The sequence below is a fragment of the Pseudotabrizicola sp. genome (assembly GCF_030684215.1).
In the GTDB taxonomy this organism is placed as follows: Bacteria; Pseudomonadota; Alphaproteobacteria; order Rhodobacterales; family Rhodobacteraceae; genus Pseudotabrizicola.
The window spans coordinates 80,363-102,835 of the sequence record NZ_JAUXOV010000070.1; the positions used below are offsets into that span (position 1 = coordinate 80,363).

Annotated in this window: 13 protein-coding genes; 6 read left to right on the forward strand and 7 right to left on the reverse strand. The window is 62.2% G+C overall.

The features are described 5' to 3' along the window. The first annotated feature begins 18 nt into the window (after positions 1–18). A complete protein-coding gene (locus Q8K08_RS14505) occupies positions 19–1,626 on the forward strand; it encodes an alpha-amylase family glycosyl hydrolase (RefSeq protein ID WP_304804482.1) in 1,608 nt (535 codons plus the stop codon). Here Q8K08_RS14505 and Q8K08_RS14510 read toward each other — a convergent pair. Both Q8K08_RS14510 and serB read right to left on the reverse strand, forming a co-directional pair. After that, the gene (locus Q8K08_RS14510; RefSeq protein WP_304804485.1) at positions 1,613–2,083 is read right to left on the reverse strand and encodes a GNAT family N-acetyltransferase; all 471 of its coding nucleotides are present in this window, start codon (positions 2,081–2,083) and stop codon (positions 1,613–1,615) included. The two genes, Q8K08_RS14505 and Q8K08_RS14510, sit on opposite strands and share 14 nt — an antisense overlap. Continuing rightward, complete coding sequence (serB, locus tag Q8K08_RS14515; RefSeq protein WP_305250518.1) at positions 2,080–2,955, reverse strand: phosphoserine phosphatase SerB; 876 nt, start codon at positions 2,953–2,955, stop codon at positions 2,080–2,082. Before serB ends, Q8K08_RS14510 begins: the two co-directional genes overlap by 4 nt. 149 nt (positions 2,956–3,104) lie before the next feature. Here serB and Q8K08_RS14520 point away from each other — a divergent pair, with 149 nt between their 5' ends. The 3 genes from Q8K08_RS14520 to Q8K08_RS14530 all read left to right on the forward strand — a co-directional run bounded on the left by Q8K08_RS14520 (position 3,105) and on the right by Q8K08_RS14530 (position 6,773). Then, entirely contained in the window at positions 3,105–4,262 is a 1,158-nt protein-coding gene (locus tag Q8K08_RS14520; protein WP_305250519.1) for a phosphoserine transaminase, read from the forward strand. 90 nt (positions 4,263–4,352) lie between these two features. Further along, the gene (gene serA / locus Q8K08_RS14525) at positions 4,353–5,948 is read left to right on the forward strand and encodes a phosphoglycerate dehydrogenase (RefSeq protein WP_305250521.1); all 1,596 of its coding nucleotides are present in this window, start codon (positions 4,353–4,355) and stop codon (positions 5,946–5,948) included. A gap of 93 nt (positions 5,949–6,041) precedes the next feature. After that, a complete protein-coding gene (locus Q8K08_RS14530; protein WP_304803973.1) occupies positions 6,042–6,773 on the forward strand; it encodes a metallophosphoesterase in 732 nt (243 codons plus the stop codon). 81 nt (positions 6,774–6,854) lie between these two features. On the opposite strand, the gene Q8K08_RS14535 is transcribed toward Q8K08_RS14530, so the two are convergent. Further along, complete coding sequence (locus tag Q8K08_RS14535; RefSeq protein ID WP_304803971.1) at positions 6,855–7,967, reverse strand: sugar MFS transporter; 1,113 nt, start codon at positions 7,965–7,967, stop codon at positions 6,855–6,857. 127 nt (positions 7,968–8,094) lie between these two features. On the opposite strand from Q8K08_RS14535, the gene bktB reads away from it, so the two are divergent. Beyond that, positions 8,095–9,273 carry a beta-ketothiolase BktB gene (bktB, locus tag Q8K08_RS14540; RefSeq protein ID WP_304803969.1) on the forward strand — a complete coding sequence of 393 codons (1,179 nt, stop codon included), beginning with the start codon at positions 8,095–8,097 and terminating at the stop codon, positions 9,271–9,273. 115 nt (positions 9,274–9,388) lie between these two features. Here bktB and pbpC read toward each other — a convergent pair whose 3' ends face one another. Both pbpC and Q8K08_RS14550 read right to left on the reverse strand, forming a co-directional pair. Beyond that, positions 9,389–11,428, reverse strand: a complete 2,040-nt coding sequence (gene pbpC / locus Q8K08_RS14545) for a penicillin-binding protein 1C (RefSeq protein WP_305250522.1) — start codon at positions 11,426–11,428, stop codon at positions 9,389–9,391. After that, positions 11,425–16,875 carry an alpha-2-macroglobulin family protein gene (locus Q8K08_RS14550; RefSeq protein WP_305250708.1) on the reverse strand — a complete coding sequence of 1,817 codons (5,451 nt, stop codon included), beginning with the start codon at positions 16,873–16,875 and terminating at the stop codon, positions 11,425–11,427. The genes pbpC and Q8K08_RS14550 overlap by 4 nt, the downstream gene beginning before the upstream one ends. Before the next feature lie 167 nt (positions 16,876–17,042). Here Q8K08_RS14550 and Q8K08_RS14555 point away from each other — a divergent pair, with 167 nt between their 5' ends. After that, positions 17,043–19,571, forward strand: coding sequence for a response regulator (locus Q8K08_RS14555; RefSeq protein ID WP_305250523.1), 2,529 nt, complete (start codon positions 17,043–17,045; stop codon positions 19,569–19,571). Here the strand turns inward: Q8K08_RS14555 and yaaA are convergent. Continuing rightward, positions 19,568–20,362 (reverse strand): peroxide stress protein YaaA, encoded by a 795-nt coding sequence (yaaA, locus tag Q8K08_RS14560; protein ID WP_305250524.1) that lies wholly within the window; start codon positions 20,360–20,362, stop codon positions 19,568–19,570. The two genes, Q8K08_RS14555 and yaaA, sit on opposite strands and share 4 nt — an antisense overlap. Before the next feature lie 62 nt (positions 20,363–20,424). Further along, positions 20,425–22,467, reverse strand: a complete 2,043-nt coding sequence (recQ, locus tag Q8K08_RS14565) for a DNA helicase RecQ (RefSeq protein ID WP_305250525.1) — start codon at positions 22,465–22,467, stop codon at positions 20,425–20,427. Between the last annotated feature and the right edge of the window lie 6 nt (positions 22,468–22,473).

Here is a 22,473-nt window from a genome sequence, read left to right on the forward strand (position 1 = left end):
ACGGTGTAGGGGACGGGTATGGCGGAATGGTGGCGCGGGTCGGTGACCTATCAAGTCTATCCGAGGTCTTTTCAGGATTCCAACGGCGATGGCATTGGCGATCTGGTCGGGATCACCGCGCGCCTGCCGCATCTGGCCGCTCTGGGGGTTGATGCGGTCTGGCTAAGCCCGATTTTCAAAAGCCCGATGGCAGATATGGGCTATGACGTTTCGGATTATACCGACGTCGACCCGTTGTTCGGTGATCTGGCGGCGTTTGATGCGATGGTGGCGCAGGCTCATGCTCTTGGGCTAAAGGTGATCATTGATCAGGTGATTTCACATTCGTCGGATCAGCATGCGTTTTTTCGCGAAAGCCGGCAAAGCCGCGATAACCCGCGCGCCGATTGGTATGTCTGGGCCGATGCGAACCCCGATGGCAGCCCGCCGACCAACTGGCTGTCAGTGTTTGGTGGGTCGGCGTGGGAGTGGGATGCGCGCAGGCGGCAGTATTATTTGCACAACTTCTTGCCCAGCCAGCCGGATTTCAATTTTCATAACCCGGCGGTGCAGGACTGGGCACTGGAGGTGCTGCGGTTCTGGCTGGAACGTGGGGTGGACGGGTTCCGTCTGGACACGGTGAATTACTATTTCCACGATGATCAGCTGCGCTCGAATGGCCCGATGCCGACGCGTGACAACCGCCCGCCGGTGAACCCCTATGACTTGCAGGATCATGTGTTTTCCAAATCGCGGCCCGAAAACACAGGCTGGCTGGAGCGCATGCGCGCGCTGACAGATGAATACCCTGACCGCACCATGGTGGGCGAGGTGGGCGATGCAGCGTGGCGCAATGTGGCGATCATGGCAGAATATACCCAGCCGGGGCGGCTGCACATGGCCTATAGCTTTGACATGCTGGGGCCGGAATTCACCGCAGGCCATTTCCGTGAAAAGATCGAAGGCTTCTTTGCCGGTGCGCCCGATGGCTGGCCGATGTGGGCGTTTTCCAATCATGATGTGATCCGGCATGCCTCTCGCTGGGCCAGTCACGGCGCTCCCGATGCGGTGGCCAAGTTGGCGTCGGCGATGTTGCTGTCGTTCGAGGGCTCGGTTTGTCTGTATCAGGGGGAGGAGGCCGGGCAGGTTGAGACGGAAGTGCTTTTTGAAGAACTGACCGACCCGCCGGGGATACGGTTCTGGCCCGACTACAAGGGGCGCGATGGCTGTCGCACGCCGATGGTCTGGGACGCGTCGGAGCATGGCGGGTTTTCCGAGGTAAAGCCGTGGTTGCCGGTGAAAGCGCCGCAGCTGGCGCGCAATGTGGCGGCGCAGGACGGGGTGCCGGGGTCGGTGCTGGAGTTTTACCGCGAGATGCTGGCGTTCCGGCGCATGACCCCCGCGTTGCAGGTCGGGCGGACCCGGTTCTTTGATTTGCCCGAGCCGGTGCTGGGGTTTGCGCGCGGCGACGGCTTGGCCTGCGTGTTCAACCTGTCCGCTCGCCCGGTGGTGCTGACTGCCACCGGCGCTTTGATAGACGGCGCGCCCTGCCATGCCGCGCATCTGGACGCGGGGCGATTGCTGCTTGGGGCCAATGGCTTTGCCTTTCTGCGCCCCGACGGCGGGCTTGGCCTTAGCGCAGGGTAAACTTGCGGTGGATGCGCCCGACGACCTGCCCGGATTTCAGTGCGTAATCCGGCTCGGCCCCGATGTCGGTGAACCCGAGCCGGGCGTAATAGGCCAGCCCTGGCACATTGTCGGCGCGGATGGTGGCGAAAATCCCGGCGATACCCTTGTCGAGGCACAGCATGCTGGTTTGCGCGAAAAGAGCGCCGCCCGTGCCTTTCGCCTGAACGTCCGGGCTGACGAAGGTGCCAATGTGCGGGTCTCCGTCATGCCAGCCAACCGCCTGCCAGCCGATGATCTGCGCGCCGACTTCGGCAACCACACAGGTAAGGGTGTCGGGACCGTCGATGTAATCGTGGCACACGGCGTCAGGTTTTTTTTGGTCTTCATGCGCGGTGGTGCCGCCAATGGCGATGATGCGGTTAAGCAGGTCAGCCATGGCGGGCGCATCCTGCGGAATCGCTGCGCGGACGATCATGCTGCAAATTCTTCGCGCCGGTAGCCTTGCAGATACAAAAGCGCGGTCAGATCACCGTGGTTGACGCGCAGATTGCATTGAGCGGCGACCGATGGCTTGGCATGCAGCGCCACGCCTGCGCCCGCGTTGGTCAGCATGGCAAGATCATTGGCGCCATCCCCCACGGCGATGGCATCGTCGGGCGTGATACCCAGCCGGGCGGTGATCTCTAGCAGCGCATCAAGCTTGGCTTGTTTGCCAAGGATCGGATCTGCGACATGGCCCGTCAGTTTCTCGTTTTCGATCAATAGGGTATTGGCGCGATTCTCGTCAAAGCCCAGAACGGCGGCAATGTGCGCGGTAAAGGCCGTGAAGCCGCCCGACACCAGTGCCGCATATGCACCATTTGCGCGCATCGTGGTCAGAAGGGCAAGGCCGCCGGGCATCAGGGTGATACGGTCGCGGATCACGCGGGTGATGGTATCGGCAGGCATGTCGCGCAATAGGCCCACACGCTCACGCAGGGCGCTGTCGAAATCCAGCTCGCCATTCATCGCGCGGGCGGTGATGCCCGCGACATAGCTGCCCACCCCCGCCTCATCCGCCAACTCGTCAATACATTCTTGCTGGATCATGGTTGAATCCATATCGGCGATAAGCAGGCGTTTGCGGCGATTCGCGCCAGGCTGCACGGCAAGGTCGATGCCCAAGGGTTGCAGGCCGGACCACACGTCCCATAGATTTGCGGGAACCGCTTCCAGTGGAAATTCCGCCGCCACACCCGGATCAAGCCAGATCGCATCGCCGCCGCCCCACGCGTTGCGCAGCGACTCCACCGTCGCGCGGTCAAGGACAGGCGTTTCCGGGTTGGTCAGCAGGGTGGCTGTAAACATGGGCAGGGTCCGTCTGGCAGGGGCGTCGTTTTCGCGCGGTGATGCGCCGCATTACGACGATTTTCCCTCTTGTGCCAGAGGGGGCGGCTCTGTAAACGCGGCAGCGGGACACCCTTCCCCAACGAAGGGCATTTATCTGTGAGGATACCATGGCTGATCTGATCGCCCCGGCGTTGCGCCCGGCAAACCCGCGCTTTTCTTCTGGCCCTTGTGCCAAGATCCCCGGCTTTTCCCTTTCGATGCTTGACGACGCGCCGCTGGGCCGCTCGCATCGTGCCGCTGTCGGCAAGGCAAAGCTGCTTGAAGCCATTGACCTGACCCGTGAGATTCTGGGTGTGCCTGCGGATTACCGCATCGGCATCGTGCCTGGTTCCGATACTGGCGCTGTGGAAATGGCGATGTGGTCACTGCTTGGTGCCCGCCCGGTTGAGATGCTGGCGTGGGAGTCGTTTGGGGAGGGTTGGGTGACCGATGTGGTCAAGCAACTGAAGCTGGATGCGGTGGTCAAGAAAGCCCCTTACGGCCAGATCGTTGATTTTTCGACCGTCGATTTTGACAAGGACGTGGTGTTCACATGGAACGGCACGACCAGCGGCTGCCGCCTGCCAAATGCCGATGGCATTCCGGCAGATCGCGCCGGGCTGACCATTTGTGATGCCACCTCGTCGGCCTTCGCGATGGAGATGGACTGGGCCAAGCTGGATGTGGTGACGTTCAGCTGGCAAAAAGTGCTGGGCGGTGAGGGCGCGCATGGCGTGCTGATCCTGTCGCCCCGCGCGGTTGAACGGCTGGAAAGCTATACCCCCGCATGGCCGCTGCCCAAGATTTTCCGCCTGACAGCCAAGGGCAAGCTGATTGAGGGGATTTTTGTGGGTGAAACGATCAACACGCCCTCGATGCTGGCGGTGGAAGATTACCTTGTGGCGCTGAAATGGGCCAAATCGGTGGGCGGTCTGCAAGGGCTGGTTGGCCGGGCAAGCGCCAATGCGCAGGTGGTCTGGGATTTCTGCGCCGCGAACCCATGGTTGCAAAATCTGGCTGAAACGGCTGAGACTGCGTCGACGACCAGTGTTTGCCTCAAATTTGCCGACGCGCGGATCACCGATGGTGAGGCTTTTGCCAAAGCGGTGGCCAAGAGGCTGGAAAAGGCCGGGGTTGCCTACGATATCGGCGCGTATCGCGATGCACCCGCCGGTTTGCGCATCTGGTGCGGATCGACGGTGGAAACCGCCGATGTGGCCGCGCTGATGCCTTGGATCGCCCATGCGTTCGAGGCCGAAATCGCAGCAATGGCGCAAGCCGCCTGATCGGGATGGCGGGGTGAACCCCGCCCAACCCCCCATTTGTAGGGCGGGGTTCACCCCGCCACCCCCTTCCCTTTCAAGATAGGTTCCATAATGGCCCCCCGCGTTCTTGTTTCCGACGAACTTTCCGAAACCGCCGTTCAGATCTTCCGCGACCGTGGGGTCGAGGTGGATTACATGCCCAAACTGGGCAAAGACAAAGATGCCCTGCTTGCCGTCATCGACCAGTATGACGGGCTTGCCATCCGCTCTGCCACCAAGGCCACCGAAAAGCTGCTGGCTGCGGCCACTCGGCTGAAGGTTATTGGGCGCGCCGGGATTGGTGTCGACAATGTCGATATCCCGGCCGCGTCGAAAAAGGGTGTGATCGTGATGAACACGCCGTTTGGCAACTCGATCACCACCGCTGAGCATGCCATCGCGATGATGTTTGCCGTGGCGCGTCAACTGCCCGAGGCCAATGCCAGCACCCATATGGGTAAGTGGGAAAAGTCCCGCTTCATGGGCGTGGAACTGTTCAACAAGACCCTTGGTGTGATCGGCGCGGGCAATATCGGCGGCATCGTCTGTGATCGCGCCCTTGGCCTGCACATGAAGGTGGTCGCCTATGATCCCTTCTTGTCGGAAGAGCGGGCGATCCAGATGGGTGTCACCAAGGTTGAGCTGGATGAGTTGTTGGCGCGGGCTGATTTCATCACTCTGCATGTGCCGCTGACCGACAAGACCCGCAACATCCTGAGCCGTGAGAACCTTGCCAAGACCAAGAAAGGCGTGCGTATCATCAACTGCGCCCGTGGCGGTCTGATCGATGAGGCGGCGCTGGCCGAGGCGCTGCAATCAGGCCAGGTGGCCGGTGCCGCTTTGGATGTGTTTGAGGTGGAACCGGCAACGGAAAACCCACTGTTCAACCTGCCCAACGTGGTGGTCACGCCGCATCTTGGGGCCTCGACCAGTGAAGCGCAGGAAAACGTTGCGCTGCAAGTGGCCGAACAGATGTCCGACTACCTGCTGACCGGCGCTGTCACCAACGCGCTCAACATGCCGAATGTCACCGCCGAAGAGGCCATCGTCATGGGCCCCTGGGTCAAGCTTGCCAGCCATCTGGGGGCCTTCATCGGCCAGATGACCGACGAGCCGATCAAGGCGATCAACATTCTCTATGACGGCCGCGTGTCCGAAATGAACATCGCCGCGCTGAACCAGTCGGTGATTGCGGGCGTGCTCAGGGCGCAGAACCCGGATGTGAACCTCGTCTCCGCCCCGATCGTGGCCAAGGACAAAGGCATTCAGATATCGACCACCCGGCAGGACAAATCGGGGGTGTTTGACGCCTATATCAAGGTGACGATGGTCACCGACAAGCGTGAGCGGTCGATTGCGGGCACCTGTTTTTCCGATGGCAAGCCGCGCTTTATTCAGATCAAGGGTATCAATATCGACGCCGAAGTGGGCGAGCACATGCTGTATACCACAAACGAAGATGTGCCGGGGATTATTGGCCTTTTGGGCATGACGCTGGGCAAGAACGGCGTGAACATCGCCAACTTCACCCTTGGCCGCTCGGCCATAGGCGAAGATGCCATCGCTCTGTTGTATCTGGATCAGGCGATCAACCCTAAGGTCGTCGATACATTGGAATCCACAGGCATGTTTTTGCGCGTCAAACCGCTCGTCTTTGAAGGCGCATAAGGACAGAAGGCTCTTTCCTCATTTTCTGTCTTCAAATATTCCGGGGGTCCGGGGGCAACGCCTCCGGGCTTTCCGCATTCGAAAGGCCCGACCATGCAGACATATGCCATTGGCGACATTCACGGCCACATTGACCTGCTCAAGGGCGTGCATGACCTGATCGCCAACGACATGGCCCGGCATGGTGCGGGGCAGGTGGTGCATGTGGGCGATCTGGTGGACCGTGGGCCAGACAGCAAGGGCGTGGTGGATTACCTGCGCCAAGGCATAGCCGATGGGCAGGACTGGGTGGTGCTGAAGGGCAATCACGACCGGATGTTCAGCCTTTTCCTCGACGATCCCGCAGCGCAAGACCCCGGTTTGCGCTCGGTTTACAGCTGGCTTCACCCCCGTCTGGGCGGAGCGACGACGCTTGAGTCTTATGGTGTCGCAAACGCGGGCGACCGTCCGGTTGCCAAGGTTCATGCGGATGCTCTCGGTCTTGTTCCGCAAGCGCATATTGATTTTCTGGCAAACCGCCCGACTTTTCACCGTAGCAATGGTGCGATCTTTGTTCATGCCGGGGTGCGACCTGGTATTGCCATCACCGATCAAGATGAAGACGATCTGGTCTGGATCCGTCAAGGTTTTCTGGACCACGACGCCCCGTTTGAGGCATTGATCGTTCATGGTCACACTGCCATCGATACTCCGACCCATTACGGCAATCGGGTCAATATTGATTCCTCCGCCGCCTATGGCGGACCGTTGTCTGTGATTGTGGTTGAACAGGATACACAGGTGTTTCACCTGACCGCAAAAGGCCGGGTGCCGCTGCTGGATTGACCAGCGACTGTGACGCTCGGGGACAACAGCACCAAAAGCGCGGCAGCCCGCTCGCGCATTCCTTTTGGACAGAATATCTGGCTAGCGGCGCAATTCTGGCAAGCGCCGATACAGGCGCAGGCCCAGAAGCGCAGAGGTCGCGGCGACGGCCGCCAGAATGACGAAAAACCCAATGCCTCCGAGGGGTTCCAGCAGCGGGGCCAGCACCACAGGGGCCAGAATGCCGCCGACCAGACCCGCCGCAATGATGGTTGGTGCCGTGCGTGGGTCATCGCCCATCAAACGGCTTGCGGCGACATAAAAACCGGGGAAGAACAGCCCGGCCGAAACGCCCAGTGCTACGAAAAACACGCCTGGGCTGACAAAGGCTGCAAGGCTGGCAGAGATCGCCGCACCCGCCATGGCACCTAAGTAAAGCGCGAAGGGCGGAGCAAGGTGGGCGATGAAAATCAACAGCGTTCGCGCGCCCAGAAAGGCCACAAAGAACGCGCTGAGAAGTTGCGCGGCGGCAATTTCGGAGATGCCAGTTTCGATCAGGGCGCTGGGGCCAAGACCGATCAGGGTCGCCTCAATCCCGATACCGGCAACGGCAAACAGTTGAAATGGCAGCATTGGACGGAACGGGCCGGTTGCCCCGGCCTCTGGTGGTGGGGCGGCGCGTCCGGCAGGGCCAGCGCCCAACCAGACAACCCCGGCAAACACGGCGACAAGTCCGAAGGACAAGGCCGGGTTTGATCCCAGCCAGACATAAATCAGCGGGGCGGCAATGGCACCGATGCCAAAGGTGGCATTCACCAGACTGACCATAGCGGTGCCGCGTATGCCGAATGCCCGCAAGATGCGGGGATTGAACACAACCGCGGCCAAGCCATATCCGATGCCAAAGATTATTGCTCCGGCAAAGGTGGCGGCTGTGCCAACACCGGCTGCAATCAAGGCAAGGCCAATGGCCATCGTGCCAAGCGTGATGCGTGGAGAGATGCCTTTGCCCCAACGATACATCATGGCCACACCGACTGCACAGCCGATCCAATGCGCCGAGATCAGCCATCCGGCCTGTGCCGTGTCAAGCAAGAGGGTCCGGCCAAAAGCGGGAAGTGCAGGGCCATAAAGGGCTTGCCCTGCCCCCATCATGACAAAGGTGGCGATCCCTACCAATAGCAGGCCAGTGTTTGCCCGTTTCACATCTTGCATCACGGCCTCGGATGGGTTTGCATCTGCATTCCTTCGCTTGGCGCGCAGGGAGTGTCAATCGACGCTGCGTTATCTTTCCCCGTTGCGGAAATTACCGTTAGACTTGCTCAAATTTCAGGAGGTTCCGATGGCCAGCGACTCGAATGATGTGTTTGTCCTGTCTGCAACGCGCAGCGCGATTGGTGGGTTCGGCGGGGCGCTTGCCTCGGTGCCGCCGATTGATGTGGCGGCGCAGGTGATCGGGTCTGCTTTGCGGCAGGCCGGGATAGGTGGCACGCAGGTGGGCCATGTGGTGATGGGCCATGTGATCAACACCGAGCCGCGCGACATGTATCTAAGCCGGGTGGCGGCGATGCAGGCGGGGATACCCGAAACCACGCCCGCGATGAATGTCAACCGGCTGTGCGGGTCGGGCGCGCAGGCGGTGGTGTCGGCGGTGCAGGCCTTGATGCTTGGCGATTGTGCCGTTGCGGTGGCGGGTGGTGCCGAAAGCATGAGCCGGTCGCCCTATATCCTGCCTTCTGCGCGCTTTGGGCAGAAGATGGGAGACACGAAGGCGTTGGACATGATGACCGGTGCGCTGACTTGTCCGTTTGGCACCGGGCATATGGGGGTGACGGCGGAAAACGTGGCTGCTCAGCATGGGATCAGCCGCGCCGCCCAAGACGCTTTTGCGCTGGAAAGCCAGAAGCGGGCCGCGCGCGCGATAGAAGGCGGGCTGTTCGCCAGCCAGATCACACCGATCAAGGTGGAAACGCGCAAGGGCGTGGTGGAATTTGCGGTCGATGAACACCCCAAGGCCACCTCACTGGAGGCGCTGTCGGGGTTGCGGACCGTGTTCCAGAAGGACGGCACCGTGACGGCGGGCAATGCCAGCGGCATCAATGATGGAGCGGCGGCGATCGTCTTGTCGCGCGGGCTGTTTCCGGGGGCACGCCCGCGGGCACGGGTGATGGGCTATGCCCATGCGGGAGTGGACCCACGGGTGATGGGGATTGGCCCGGTTCCGGCAGTAGAGGCGTTGTGTGCCAAGTTGGGTATGAAGCCCGGCGATTTCGACTTGGTTGAATCAAATGAGGCCTTTGCCGCGCAGGCGATTGCGGTCAACCGCGAGCTTGGGCTGGACACCACGCGCGTCAACCCCAATGGCGGGGCGATTGCACTGGGCCATCCGGTCGGGGCGACCGGGGCTATTCTGGTGGTGAAGGCGCTGCATGAGCTGGAGCGCACGGGCGCGCGCACAGCGCTGATCACCATGTGCATCGGTGGTGGGCAGGGTATTGCACTGGCGATCGAGCGGGTGTGAAGTTTGGAGACTCACACCGTGCGCGGGCGGATCTTTCGGATGCGCCCGCACGGCAGTATTTTTGCCAAGATGAAGTCTACAGTGCAAACGGGTGGGGGGCGTGCTGTGGCGTTGGTCAGTGCAGCCGCACCTTTGCACGGGCCGAGCGGCCTTGGGCGTCGATCACTGACAGGCTGACAAAGCCGGTGCCGGGCAGGGTAAGCATCGCTTGTCTTGCGCGGTCTTGTACCACGACCGGCACGCCATCGGCCAGCCATGTGAACGGCCCTGTGCCGCCCGCAACCTTGACCATCAGGATGCCGTTCAGCAGTTCCACCTCGGCCCCGTCGGGGGGGAAGGCAACGCTGGGTGCGGTCGTGTCGCCGGTGAGGGTGTCGCGGGGGCGAAAGCGTTGCAGTGGTTGCGGCAGTTGAGTGTTTGACACCAGCAGCGTGGCGGGTGGCGCAGGCGGTTGGGGGGCCAGCTGGGGCGCGATGCGGGTAAAAGCCTGAAACAGCACGGGGGCGGCAAGGTCTGCACCAAAGACGCCGGGCACAGGCGTGCCATCGGCGCGGCCCAGCCAGACGCCGACGACATGGCGGCCATCATAGCCGATGGCCCATGCGTCTCGGTGGCCATAGCTGGTGCCCGTTTTATAGGCCAGCCGGTTGGAGGGCGCACCGGGGGGCGGCGCAAGGCCAGCGAGGATGTCGCCAACCTGCCAAGCGGAGCCGGTGGACAGCAGGCGCTGCCCCTCGGCCCTTGTGCCATCCATCCGCCATGTCAGCGGCAGGGCGACGCCGCCGCGCGCGATGGCGGCGTAGAGTTGCACCATGTCGGTCAGGCTGATGCCGATGCCGCCAAGGCCGATGGCAAGACCGGGTTGGCCGCCGGGGATAACCGCGCGAATTGCGGCCTTGTCGAACGCGGCCAGCAAGCGGGGCGGGCCCATGGCATCCAGCAATTGCACGACGGGCAGGTTCAGCGACAGTTGCAGCGCGTCACGCACCCGGATCGTGCCGCGAAACTGGCGGTCAAAGTTTTGCGGGGCGTAAGTGCCAAAGCGCTGGGGCCGGTCTTCCATCATCGTCTCGGGGTGCGCGAGGCCCTGATCAAAGGCGAGGCCGTAGATCAGCGGTTTCAGCGTCGAGCCGGGGCTGCGCAGGGCAGTGGTCATATCGACAAAGCCCGCGCGGGCGTCGGCCTGAAACGCGGCGGACCCGACAGAGGCAAGTATTTCGCCGGATTTATGGTCGGCGGCGACAATGGCGATTTGCAGACGCTCGCCTTGAGTCGCAATCACGTCTCGGGCGAGGAATTCGAGGCTGCGTTGCAGGCTGGCTTTCAGCGTCAGCTGGTGGCGGGCGGCGATGGGGTCGTCGCTGCGCGCGCGATCGGCCAGATGCGGGGCAAGGGCGGGGAAGGGCTGGCGTGCGTTCGGCACTGGTTCGGTCAGCGCCCCTTGCGCCATGTGATCCGGCACGATGCTATCGCGCAGGGCGCGGGCCAGCACCCGTTCGCGGGCGGCCACCGAGCGGGCGTGAGCGCGGTCGGGGCGGCGGGATTCGGGGGCTTGTGGGATGGCGACCAGCAGGGCGGCCTGGGCGGGGGTCAGACGGCGTGGTTCCTTGCCGAAGTAGGCGAAGGAGGCAGCGCGGACACCTTCGAGGTTGCCGCCAAACGGAGCGAGGTGCATGTAAAGCTGCAAGATCTGGTCTTTGGTCAACTGCCGTTCCAGCGCCCATGCCACGCGCATCTGACGGAACTTTCCTGCCATTGCGCCGGTGCCTGAATCCTCGAGTAAGCGCGCGACCTGCATGGTCAGGGTTGACCCGCCCGAGATCACTCGGCCATTGCGCAGGGCTTGGGCGACGGCGCGGGACATGGCGCGCAGATCGACGCCTGCGTGGTCGTAAAACCGCTTGTCTTCATAGGCGATGAGCATGGCGCGGTAGTCTTCATCAACGTCGCCAAGGTCCACCGCCATGCGCCAGCGGCCATCTGCGACCGTGTAGGCGCGCAAAAGGGTGCCGTCGCGGTCCGTCACTTCAACCGAGGTTTCCAGCGCGAGCGGGGGAAGATGGGTGGCGGTGATCCAGTCGTCAAAGCGGTCGCGGGCCAGTCCGGTAAGGAACAGGCTCGCGGCGAGAGAAAAGGCGATGCTTGCACGCATCACTCGGCAATCGTCACCCGGCCCGTGTCGGAGCGGGCGCGGAAGGAGGGGCGATACATGTCTTCTACCGAGGCTGCAGGGTGGTGGAATTCCCCCGGTGAGATCGCGCGCACGATGTAGCCAAGGCGGAAGGCATTGCCATTGGTGCGGTCGATTGCGGTAAGGAAGCGGTCTTGCCGGAATTCACTATGCGCGACATCGCCTTCAAGGTTCAGCCATTCCAGATTGGCCAGAGCGCCGCCCGAGATCAGGTTGGGGTTGTCGATTTCAAACCCTGCGGGCAGGGGATCGGACACCATCAACCGGGCCTCACCTTTGCCAAATGGTGTCACCTCTAGCACCGTGACCAGTCGGTCGCCGGTGCGCAGCGTGTCAAGCGTGGTCGGCGCGCCTTCCGTTGTGTAGTAGTTGCGGGTGATGGCATAGCCGTTGCCGCCTGCCGGTTCGGGTTCAACCGGGGTGCCGAAAGCGGTCAGGGTCAGCAGGGTATCGGCGCCGCTGTTTTGTACGATGGCGGGGCTGCTGGCTGCGGTCAGCACCTTGACCAAGGGGCCGGTCATGGCCGCACCGTTAAGGGTGATGCCATCAAGGCCGGGGCGGTCGATCAGTGCGTTGGTGGCCATCAGCGCCCACGTTGCCTCTTGGGTCGACAGAGTGGCGGCATTGGCCGAGATGCGGGTGATGAGGGCCTGCTGGTTGATGGCTTGGCTGCCGGATTCGACAGCAAGGGTCAGGATCGCGGCAGAGTCGCGGAAGTTGGTGCCATAATCGGCGCGGAACGTCTGTTCGGATTCCGTTGCCATCAGCGCTTGCACCCGGGCGCCTGCGCGGCGGAACATCGCATCGGCGCGGGGTTGGTCGCCGTAGCTGGCCAGTGCTGCGCCCAGTTGCGCCTGAGCCAAGGCAGTGCGGAAGGCGTCGCCTTTGACATCGGCAAAGTAGCGCAGATCACCAATGGCGGCAGCACCTTCGCGGGCAAGAACCATCAGCGCATAGGCAAGCGCCTCGCCGCCGCCGTTGGAGTTTGCGTCAAAGTCGGGGGCGTAGTTGACCTGCGCTCGAAGGGAATCCAGCGCAGAGCGGAAGGCGCGGTCTGGCACTGCATGCCCCTGCGCGCGAGCGCGGCTAAGGAAATCGGTGACGAAGGCATCAAGCCAGAGATCACCGCTGCTCGCCGACCACAGGCCAAAGCCGCCCTCGGTGCCTTGGTTGGTGAGGATCTCGGCCACCGCCTGTTCGATACGCTGGCGGATGTTGTCGGCACCCTTCAGGTCCATCGCTTGGGCGACTTGGTCGAAATACAAAAGCGGCAGGGCTTTGGAGGTGATCTGTTCGGTGCAGCCGTAGGGGTAACGGTCAAGCGCAGCCAGCAGGCCGGGTGCGTCCATTTGGGCCAAGGGGCCGATGGCCATGCTGGCCTTGGCGCTTGCGGGGGCAAGGCCGGCAAAGATGGTGTCATCCAGCGTCAGCGTTTGGCCTTGCGCAAGGGTAAGACGGGTGGTGCGCGCAACCTCGGGGTCGTTTGATTGCACCGGCAGGGTGAGGGTTTTGGCCAGTTGCTTGCCGTCTGGAGTGGTAAGGTTGACGGTGATGGTCTGGATGCCCGTCTCGTCAGCGGTGACGGGAACGGCGAAGACGGTTTTGGCCTGATCGCCAAGGTCAAAGCCGGATGGAACGGGGCCAAGGGTGACGCCGGCTGATGTCACGTCCAGACCCATGCGGCCCGATGGGCCGGTGGCGTGGACGATTTCGAGCAGCATCCGGCTGGTATCTCCGGGGGCCATAAAGCGGGGCAGGCTGGCTGTCACGACAACCGGATCGCGCACCAGCACATCGACATTGGCTTGGCCGACGGCTTTGGCGGACCATGCCACAGCCATGATTTTCACGCTGCCGTTGAACGAGGGCAGGGTAAAGGTGGTGCGGGCGTAACCATCTGGTCCAACCTGAAGTGGGCCGGTGAAATAGGCGACCAGTTCTTCTGTGGGCGGCGGCGCTTGCAGCCGGGCCTGCGCGCCCGCGTCACCGCCAGAACGGACAGTTCCCTGCGCGCCGTTCAGCCCATCGATCAACCGGCCATAAACGTCACGAATGCCCACACCCAGCTTGCGCTGGCCGAAGTAATGCGCGGATGGGTCCGGCGGGGCAAAGGCGGTAAGGTTCAGGATGCCCTGATCCACCGCCGCGATGGTAACCCAGGCAGGTTCGTCCTGTGCCAGCCCGGCCACGTTGATAGCCACATCCAGCGGGCCGCGCGGGGCGGCCTCGATCACGGTTTCGATCGTGACATCCAGCTTGCGCGCACCGGGATCAATCGCGGCATAGGCAAGTCCAAGTGCGCGGGCGGGGTTGCGGCCTGCGGCCACATCCATCGGGCGCAGCACCGATGCGGTGACATAAACGCCCGCGCCCCAGTCGTCGGTGACGGGCAGGGTGATCAGGTTTTCGCCCTCGGAAACCTCGACCGCCTGCATGGCGATCAGGCGGTTAGACAACACGGTGATCAAAGCGGTGCCAGCCGCGCGCGGAACGATGCGCAGGGTGGCAGTGTCGCCAGCTTTATAGGCGGCTTTGTCGAGCGAAAGTTCCAGCGTGTCTGGGGTGGAGGTTACATCGGCGGGCGCATACCAGCCCGCATAAAAGGTGGTGGAGGTGACAGCGCCATTGGCGGATTTCACCCGCAGTTCGTATTCGCCCCATTGCACCGGGGCAACAATTTCGACGGCCTGCACCCCAAGCTGGGCAGTGCCTTCGGCAGTGATGGTGCGGGAAACCACAGGCTCCCAGTTCCAAGATCCATAGCTTTGATACCATTGGTAATTGGTCTGGATACGGGTAATCTGCCAGTCCACCGGCATATCGGCGGGCTTGCCATCGGGACCAAGGCCGATCAGAGCAAAGCGGGCCTCGGTGCCCTCGGCCACCACGCCATCAAACAGCGGTCGGGCGCCGATCATCGGGGTGGTAGGGGTCAGAAGTTTGGCAATCTGACGTTCTACCGGGCGGCCTGATCCTTCGGCAATGCGGACGGTAAAGCGCGCCTCAAGCGGTTGTTGAGGCGCTTCGGCGAAGGGGAGGGCGGGCGCTATGATGGCCACACCGGATACGTCCGTGCGGTCGCCACCAAAAGATTCCATCCGTGCGCCAAAGGGTTCGTCATGCGGGCCGAAGACATAGTCGGTGAAGCCTACGATTTCCTTTGCGGCGCGCAACAGCACCTCGCCCTCAATCGCAAGGTCAGCGCCGGGGGCACCGAACAGGTAGCGCGCCTTGACGGTCAGCTCTGGCGAGTCGCCAAGGCGCAATTCGCTTGCGGCCAGCGACAGATCAAAGTCGATGCGTTCGGGCAGAAAATCCTCGACCAGAAAGGTGCGGCTGGTCAGCGGGTCGGCATCCGGGTCGGCCAGCACCTCCAGCCGCCAGACGCCACGCGGGGCGGTGCCTGCGATGGGAAGGGCAAAGACATGGCCACCCGCGCCTGCATCTTCGACCAGAGCGCGGGAATACTCCACGCCGTCGGGTCGTTTCAGGCGGGCGGTCAACGGCAGGCCGGGCACGGCTGCGGCGGTGCTGTCGCGCGCAAGGGCGGTGGCATAGACAGTTTCTCCCGCGCGGTACGCGCCGCGATCAGTGGTCAAGAACACATCGACCGGCGGGGCTGCCGGGCGGCCTTCAACCCCGCGATCTGAAAGATCGAATTCCGGGTCTGTCAGTGACAGAAACGCAATGTCATCGCCGCCGTCGCGCGCCACAATCAGCGCGGGAGCGGCGCCGCCAGTGCCTCGGGTCAGCCCTGCGTCAAAGCGGGCATAGCCCATGGCGTCTGTCGTGGCGGTGGCAAGAACCTCATTGGCGGTCGAAATCAGCTCCACCGTTGCCTCTGCCCGTGCGCCCGCAGTGCCAAGGCTGCGGACAAAGACATGCAGGCCATCGACGCCCGACAGGGTGGTGAGGCCAAGGTCAGACACCACAAACCATTGCCATCCGGCAGCCACGTCATATGGGTCTTTGCCGGGGATCGCGGCCTTCAGCGCATATACGCCAGCGGGTTGGCCCTGTAAGGCCTCGGTCAGGGGCAGGCGGGTGGTGACATCGCGGTTCACATCCAGACCAACGGTTGCGTTGCCCGTCCATATCTGTGCGCCGATTTCACCGTTGAAATAGCTTTCCTGCCAGTTGGAAATTGGTTGGCTGAAATAGCCATTCTGGAACGCGCGCAAAAGGTTGCGGTCGGTCACGCGAAACAGCGTCAGGTCAAGTTTGTCGGTGTTGACGGTTTCAACCGGAATGGCGGCGCTTTCGCCCTTTGGCAGCACATAGGACCGGCCCGGAAAGCGCACACCGGCGGCACGGTCGCGGACATAGGCGGTGATGGCGACAGATTTCGCCATATCCTGCCCGTCGGCTGCGGGCAGCCCCTCTCGGAAGGTTACGGTATAGCGCGCGCCATGGACCAACCCTTCGACACACAAAGTGCGGTAGCCGTCAGAGGTGACGGTCAGCCCCGATTGCGGCAGCTGCACGAAGGTTTCATAATCTACCCCGGCCTTGACCAGATCTTCTGAAAAGCTGGCGCAGATGCGCGGGCGCAGGGAATCGGCCTGCACCTCATGCTCAGTGATGCGGAAACCGTATTTCCCGATGGCGGTTTCAAGCGCCGAGGCCGTGTCATCGCGGGGTTGCAAGGATTGCGCAAGACGCAGGGCGCCAACTGTATCGCGACCCCGACCAAGGGCTTCCAATGCCTCGCCCATGGTCACAAGTATGGAGTGGCGCAAAGGCGCGGCTTCGGCGCGCAGATAGCTGTTGATGGCAGCCTGAAGCGCCTGTTGGCGGAGTGCGCGTTGGCCGGATGCATTGCGGCTGCCTGCCTTGAGCGACAGGCGGGCATATTCAAGCCACCCATCGGCCGAGTCGGTCAAGGCAACGGCGGCCCCGGCAAACTGGACTGCGGTATCAAAGTCGCCACGCGCGTCAGCGTCTGCGGCGGCGCTGAGGAAAACGTCGGCGTTGGAGCCATTGGCCGGGTAATTGCGGCCAAGTCCTTGGGCTTGTGCAAGAGCATCCTGGCTGTCCCGGTCCGAAATGAAACGCAGGTCGTCGCGACGGGCACGGGCGCGATCAGCAGCGCCCGGTGCTGCGCGCAGAATCTGTGCCGATATTGCCCCAAGGTAATAGCTTGCCTCGCCTGGGTTTGCCTTTGGAAAACACGAGCCGTTGCGGGTGTTGAAGGTAAACGCGGTGCATTGTGCGTTGCTCAGACATGCGCGCTCACACGCCTCAGCCGTGGTGTCAAACAACTGGGCGATGTCGCCGCCGGGAAGATCGGTATCTTGCGCCAGAATCGCGCGCTTTTCAGGGATCAACGCTCTGTCTTGTGCCAGAGCTGGAATGGCAAAACCCAGCGAGGCCACCACTAGAGGAGCCAGAATCAGTGCTGAAAACCGCATATCAATATCCCTTATCTGAACGCGGGCATGATGATCTGACAGCCCCTTGGGCGCAAGCATCACCAATCCGCTGACACGATTTGTCATGTTAATCCGGCGTTCATTTTGTTGCCGTTATGGTCCGGCGATGGCCCTGCGGCAGAAAGCGGAACGGGGAACGGGTCGGAATGGATATGACAGAGCGACTGGCAAAAGAACGGCGCGCGCGGCTTGCGGCGGAACGGTTGCTGGAACAGAAAAGCCGCGAATTGTTTGCTGCCAATGAAAAACTGGCAATGCATGCGCGCGTGCTTTCTGACCAGATCGTTGTTCAACGCTCGGTCATGCGTGAGGCGCAGTCGGAGGCGGAGGCGTTGAAAGGCCAGAACGCCCAGTTCGTGACTGCGTTGGAACAGGCGCACACCCTTGCCGTAATGGCTGAACGGCGGTTGTGGGACTCGATTGACACGATTCGTGATGGTTTTGCCGTTTTTGATTCTGGTCTGAACATGGTGGCAGCGAACCGGGCATATCTGGGGGCGTTTGCTGGCCTCAATGTGGGCCCTGGCATCAGCTATCAGGCGATTTTGCAACTTGCCGCCGAGCGCGCTCTGGTCCGGTTGGAGGGTGACAGCCCCGAAGACTGGGTGGCGCGGATGCTTGCACGGCTGGAGGATGAGGTGGTCGAACCTGTGGTCCTGCAATTGGCCAATGGCAATTACCTGCGCCTGATGGACAGGCGCGCGCGCGATGGCGACATGGTCACATTGGCGATTGATATAACCGAACAGATGCGAATTTGGGCCGCGATTGAAGCGATCCCCGATGGTTTTGTGCTTTTTGACAGGGAGGACAGGCTCTTGACCTGCAACCAACAGTATCGCGACATCTACCCGGAAAGCGCAGATATTCTGCGCCCCGGTGTGACGTTTGAGGACATCTTGCGCCAGGGACTGGCACGCGGCAAATATGCCGAAGCGGTCGGGCGTGAGGCAGAGTGGATGTCGGAGCGTATGGCCGCTCATCGCGCTCCGTCATCCATCAGCGAACAGAAGATCTCGAACGGGCGTTGGCTGCGTGTGCTGGAACAAAGCACTCCTGATGGCGGGCGGGTTGGCTTGCGGGTCGATATCACCGACTGGAAAGACCAGCAGGCCGCGCTGGAGGCTTCACGGCTGCAAGCCGAGGCTGCAAACCGCGCCAAATCGGCGTTTCTGGCCAATATGAGCCACGAGATCCGCACGCCGATGAATGGGGTGGTGGGGATGGCAGAATTGCTCTGCGATACCCAGCTCTCCGAGGAACAGCGCCTGTTCGCAGAGACCATCCGCTCGTCCGGCGAAGCACTTCTGGTCATCATCAATGATATCCTCGACTACTCCAAGATTGAGGCTGAGCGGCTGACACTTCACCCGGAACCTTTTGATCTGGAGAGAACAATCCACGAGGTCGCAATGCTTTTGCAGCCGCGTGCGCGGGCCAAGGGCATTGATCTGATGATTGACTACGACATGTTCCTGCCCACCCGCTTTGTTGGTGATCCGGGCCGTATCCGGCAGGTGTTGACCAATCTGATGGGCAATGCGGTGAAGTTTACCGATCAGGGTCATGTTCTGGTGCGCGTGGTTGGACCAGAGGGGGGCGAGGGCGTGCAGCAGGTGCATGTGACGATCGAAGACACCGGGATCGGGATTTCGCAAACCAATCTCGAGCACGTCTTTGGCGAGTTCAATCAGGTCGAAGATCAGCAAAACCGCAAGTTTGAGGGCACGGGCCTTGGTCTGGCCATCACCAAACGGCTTATCGAACGGATGGAAGGCTCGGTCTGGGTCGACAGTGTTTTGGGCAAGGGGTCTTGTTTTGGCTTCCGGATCCGGTTGCCGGTTTCGGAGAAGGTTCCCGGTGCGCGGTTGCCCATTACCTTGCGCAGGGCACTTGTGGTGGATGACCAGTTCATCAACCGCACCATTCTGGAACGGCAACTGACCCCGTATGGCATTTCTGTCACCTTGTGCCGGTCGGGTGCAGAGGCACTGGCCACTCTGGCGCGTGACAGCGGGTTTGATGTGGTGCTGACCGATCACGACATGCCTGAAATGGATGGGCTGACACTCGCGCGCAACATCCGTGCGGCCGGACATCACACGCCCTTGGTCCTGCTGTCATCAAACCCCTTTGTTGCGCGGGACGCAGGCGCGGATCTTGCGGCAATCCTGCAAAAGCCATTGTTGCGGGCAGATCTATATCGCCACCTTCAGGCGCTGTCGGTAACTGTTGCCGCAGCACCGCTGGCCGGACCGCCCATGGCGCTTGGCCCGCGTCAGATGCGGGTTTTGGCGGCAGAGGACAACCGGACAAACCAGCTGGTTTTTGCCAAGATGGTCAAGGACATCGACATTGACCTGCGCTTTGCCAACAACGGGCGCGAGGCGGTTGAACAGTTTCAAAGCTGGAAGCCGGACCTGATTTTCATGGATATCTCCATGCCGGAAATGGATGGGCGGGAAGCTGCGCGTGCGATCCGCCTGATCGAGGATGGCCGTAGCCATGTGCCGATTGTCGCGCTGACCGCACATGCGATGGATGGGGATGGCACCGAAATACTAGCCTCCGGTATGGATAAATACATGACCAAACCGCTGCGTAAATCGGCCATTCTAGACGTGCTGGAGGCCTATTGCCCGGAAGAGGTGCGCCCAGTGGGGGCGGCCGCTTAGGCCGCCTGCTGTGCGGGGGCCTGGCGCAGGAAAACCATTTGCCTGTCGCTGGACCTGTCTGGCTGGTGGCGATATCCGCCAACGCCAAAACTGCGCAGGTCAGCGGGATCGGTGATCTGATGCTCACACACGTAGCGCGCCATCGCGCCACGGGCGCGCTTGGCCCAGAAGCTGACGGTTTTGGCTTGCCCGTCCCGATCTTCAAGAAAAACGGGGGTGATGACTGGTTGATGCAGGACCATGGGATCAACAGCGCCAAAATACTCGACCGAGGCGCAGTTGAGCACTGCACGTGCCCCCGAGTCTTTGGCAAGCGTGTTTAGCGACTGTGCGATACGCTGGCCCCAAAAGGCGTAAAGGTCTGCCCCACGCGGATTGGCAAGGCGGCTGCCCATCTCAAGCCGATAGGCCTGAATGGCATCAAACGGACGTAACAGGCCGTAAAGACCGGAAATGATACGCAAATGCCTCGCCGCCCATGTCAAGGCGGGGGCAGACATCGTGCGGACCTCAAGCCCCTGATAGGTGTCGCCTGCAAAGCACTGAACCGCCGGATAGATCGTACCGGGGGCGGGCGTTGCGCTGAAGGCGGCGAAACGGTCGCAGTTCAGACGGGCGAGGGGTTCAGAAATGCGGCTGAGCTTGCGCAACTGATCCACTGACAAATCGCGGGCGAGGGTGGCCAGTTCAAGCGCCTGCGCCACGAACTCAGGGTCGGTCATCTGGTGTCCGTCAGGCAGCGCCTGTGGAACCTCGTTCAGCTTCTTGGCGGGGGAGATGACGGTCAGCATGAGTAACCCTTTTGTTGACCACAGAAGATATGGTGTGTGGCGGCTGTGTCCAGAGCATCGCGTCAGGCGTTGCGCAGAACGTCCAGAAAAGCCGTGCCAAAGCGTTCGATCTTGGCAGGGCCAAGATCACCCACCCGGTCAAGGTCTGAGAGGGTCGAGGGTCGCGCCTCGGCGATGCGACGCAGGATGCCGGGCGACAGGCTCAGCGGCTTTCCGGTGCCGTCGATCCCGCGCAGCAAGGATAGCTGCACCTCGGCCAAACGATCATACACAGCGCCCGAGGGTTTGCCCGCAAGGCGCATTCTGGCGGGGTGAAGCCCCTCGGACGCCCCGTTGATGACGGCCAGGAAGGCCGCGCCGTAGCTTTCCAGCTTTTTCGCGCCAACCCCGGTCACGCCCGCCATATCATCCAAAGTCGCGGGCTTGCGTTCGGCCATCTCTATCAGAGTGCGATCAGGGAAGACGACATAGGCCGGCACGCCCGCCGCCTCGGCCATGGCGCGGCGTTTGGCTTTCAGCGCGGACAAGAGCGGCGCATCTTCGTCCGCGACCAGCGTTTTGACGATGGTGCGAGGGATGGCAGAGGTGATGGTATCGCGCCGCAGTGAAATGCTCGCCTCGCCGCGCAGGATCGGGCGGGCGTTGTCGGTCATTCGCAGGGCGCCAAAACGGTCGGGATCGGGCCGCACCAGATCTCGGCCCATCATCTGGCGGAACACAGCACCCCAAGCGGGTTTCGACAGGTCGCGGCCCACGGCAAAAGTGGGGAGTTGGTCATGCCCCTTTTCGCGCACCTTGGCGGTGGCATTGCCGGTAAGAATGTCGATCAGATGACCTGCGCCGAACCATTCGCCGGTGCGCAGGATGGCGGAAAGTGCTTTGCGCACCGATTCAGTCGCGTCGAACACCTCCACCGGACGGTCGCACAGGTCGCAGTTGCCGCAGGGCGTGGAGGTTTCGCCGAAATAGCCAAGCAGTACCTGGCGACGGCAGGCGGTCGCCTCGGCCAAACCCAGAAGAGCGTTCAGGCGGCCATGGTCGGCGGCCTTACGGTCGGGCGGCGCGGCGCCTTCATCTATCTGGGTGCGGCGCAGGCGGATATCGTCGGGGCCATACAGGGTGAGGGTTTCCGCCGCCGCCCCATCTCGACCCGCGCGGCCGATTTCCTGATAATAACCTTCGATGCTTTTGGGCAGATCGGCGTGGGCAACCCAGCGGATATCGGGTTTGTCGATGCCCATGCCAAAAGCGATGGTTGCCACGACGATCAGCCCGTCTTCTTGCTGAAAGCGGATTTCCACGCGGCGGCGCTCTTCTGCCTCCATCCCACCGTGGTAGTGGCAGGCAGAATGACCAGCCTCACGCAGGGCTTGCGCCAGCACTTCGGTACGGGCGCGGGACGCTGTGTAGACGATGCCGGACTGGGTTTTACGCGCGGCGGCAAAGCGCAGGATCTGGTCGCGCGGCTTGTCTTTGACGGCAAAGGCAAGGTGGATGTTGGGCCGGTCAAAGCCGCGCAGAAAGGTTTCAGGAGCCACGCCATCAAACAGCCGGGTGACGATTTCGGCGCGGGTTTCCTCATCCGCGGTGGCGGTAAAGGCGGCCAGCGGTACGCCAAGGACGCGGCGCAATTCACCGATGCGCAGATAGTCTGGGCGGAAGTCATGACCCCATTGCGACACGCAATGCGCCTCATCCACAGCGATCATGGTAACGCGGGCGCGGCGCAACAGCGACATGGCCCCGCCCGAGGCAAGGCGCTCGGGCGCCATGTAAAGCAGCTTCAGCCGGCCTTCGTCGATGGCAGTGAAAACATCTTCAGTTTCGGCGTCGGTGTTGCCAGAGGTCAGCGCCCCCGCCTCTACCCCAGCTGCTTTCAGCGCGCGAACCTGATCACGCATAAGGGCGATCAGGGGGGAAATCACGACGGTCACGCCGTCACGGCACAGCGCGGGAAGCTGGAAACACAGCGATTTGCCGCCGCCCGTTGGCATGATGGCAAGGGTGTTGCGGCCTGCCATAACCGCTTGCACGATCTCTTCCTGTCCCGGCCTGAAATCGGGAAAGCCAAAGACTTGCTGCAAAAGCTGGTGGGGGTCGTGCATCGGGAG

Bases quoted from the DNA above. Each gene is read 5' to 3' on its own strand.
- Q8K08_RS14505 (WP_304804482.1), top strand. From the start codon at position 19: ATGGCGGAATGGTGGCGCGGGTCGGTGACCTATCAAGTCTATCCGAGG.
- Q8K08_RS14510 (WP_304804485.1), bottom strand. From the start codon at position 2,083: ATGATCGTCCGCGCAGCGATTCCGCAGGATGCGCCCGCCATGGCTGAC.
- serB (WP_305250518.1), bottom strand. From the start codon at position 2,955: ATGTTTACAGCCACCCTGCTGACCAACCCGGAAACGCCTGTCCTTGAC.
- Q8K08_RS14520 (WP_305250519.1), top strand. From the start codon at position 3,105: ATGGCTGATCTGATCGCCCCGGCGTTGCGCCCGGCAAACCCGCGCTTT.
- serA (WP_305250521.1), top strand. From the start codon at position 4,353: ATGGCCCCCCGCGTTCTTGTTTCCGACGAACTTTCCGAAACCGCCGTT.
- Q8K08_RS14530 (WP_304803973.1), top strand. From the start codon at position 6,042: ATGCAGACATATGCCATTGGCGACATTCACGGCCACATTGACCTGCTC.
- Q8K08_RS14535 (WP_304803971.1), bottom strand. From the start codon at position 7,967: ATGCAAGATGTGAAACGGGCAAACACTGGCCTGCTATTGGTAGGGATC.
- bktB (WP_304803969.1), top strand. From the start codon at position 8,095: ATGGCCAGCGACTCGAATGATGTGTTTGTCCTGTCTGCAACGCGCAGC.
- Q8K08_RS14550 (WP_305250708.1), bottom strand. From the start codon at position 16,875: ATGCGGTTTTCAGCACTGATTCTGGCTCCTCTAGTGGTGGCCTCGCTG.
- Q8K08_RS14555 (WP_305250523.1), top strand. From the start codon at position 17,043: ATGGATATGACAGAGCGACTGGCAAAAGAACGGCGCGCGCGGCTTGCG.
- yaaA (WP_305250524.1), bottom strand. From the start codon at position 20,362: ATGCTGACCGTCATCTCCCCCGCCAAGAAGCTGAACGAGGTTCCACAG.
- recQ (WP_305250525.1), bottom strand. From the start codon at position 22,467: ATGCACGACCCCCACCAGCTTTTGCAGCAAGTCTTTGGCTTTCCCGAT.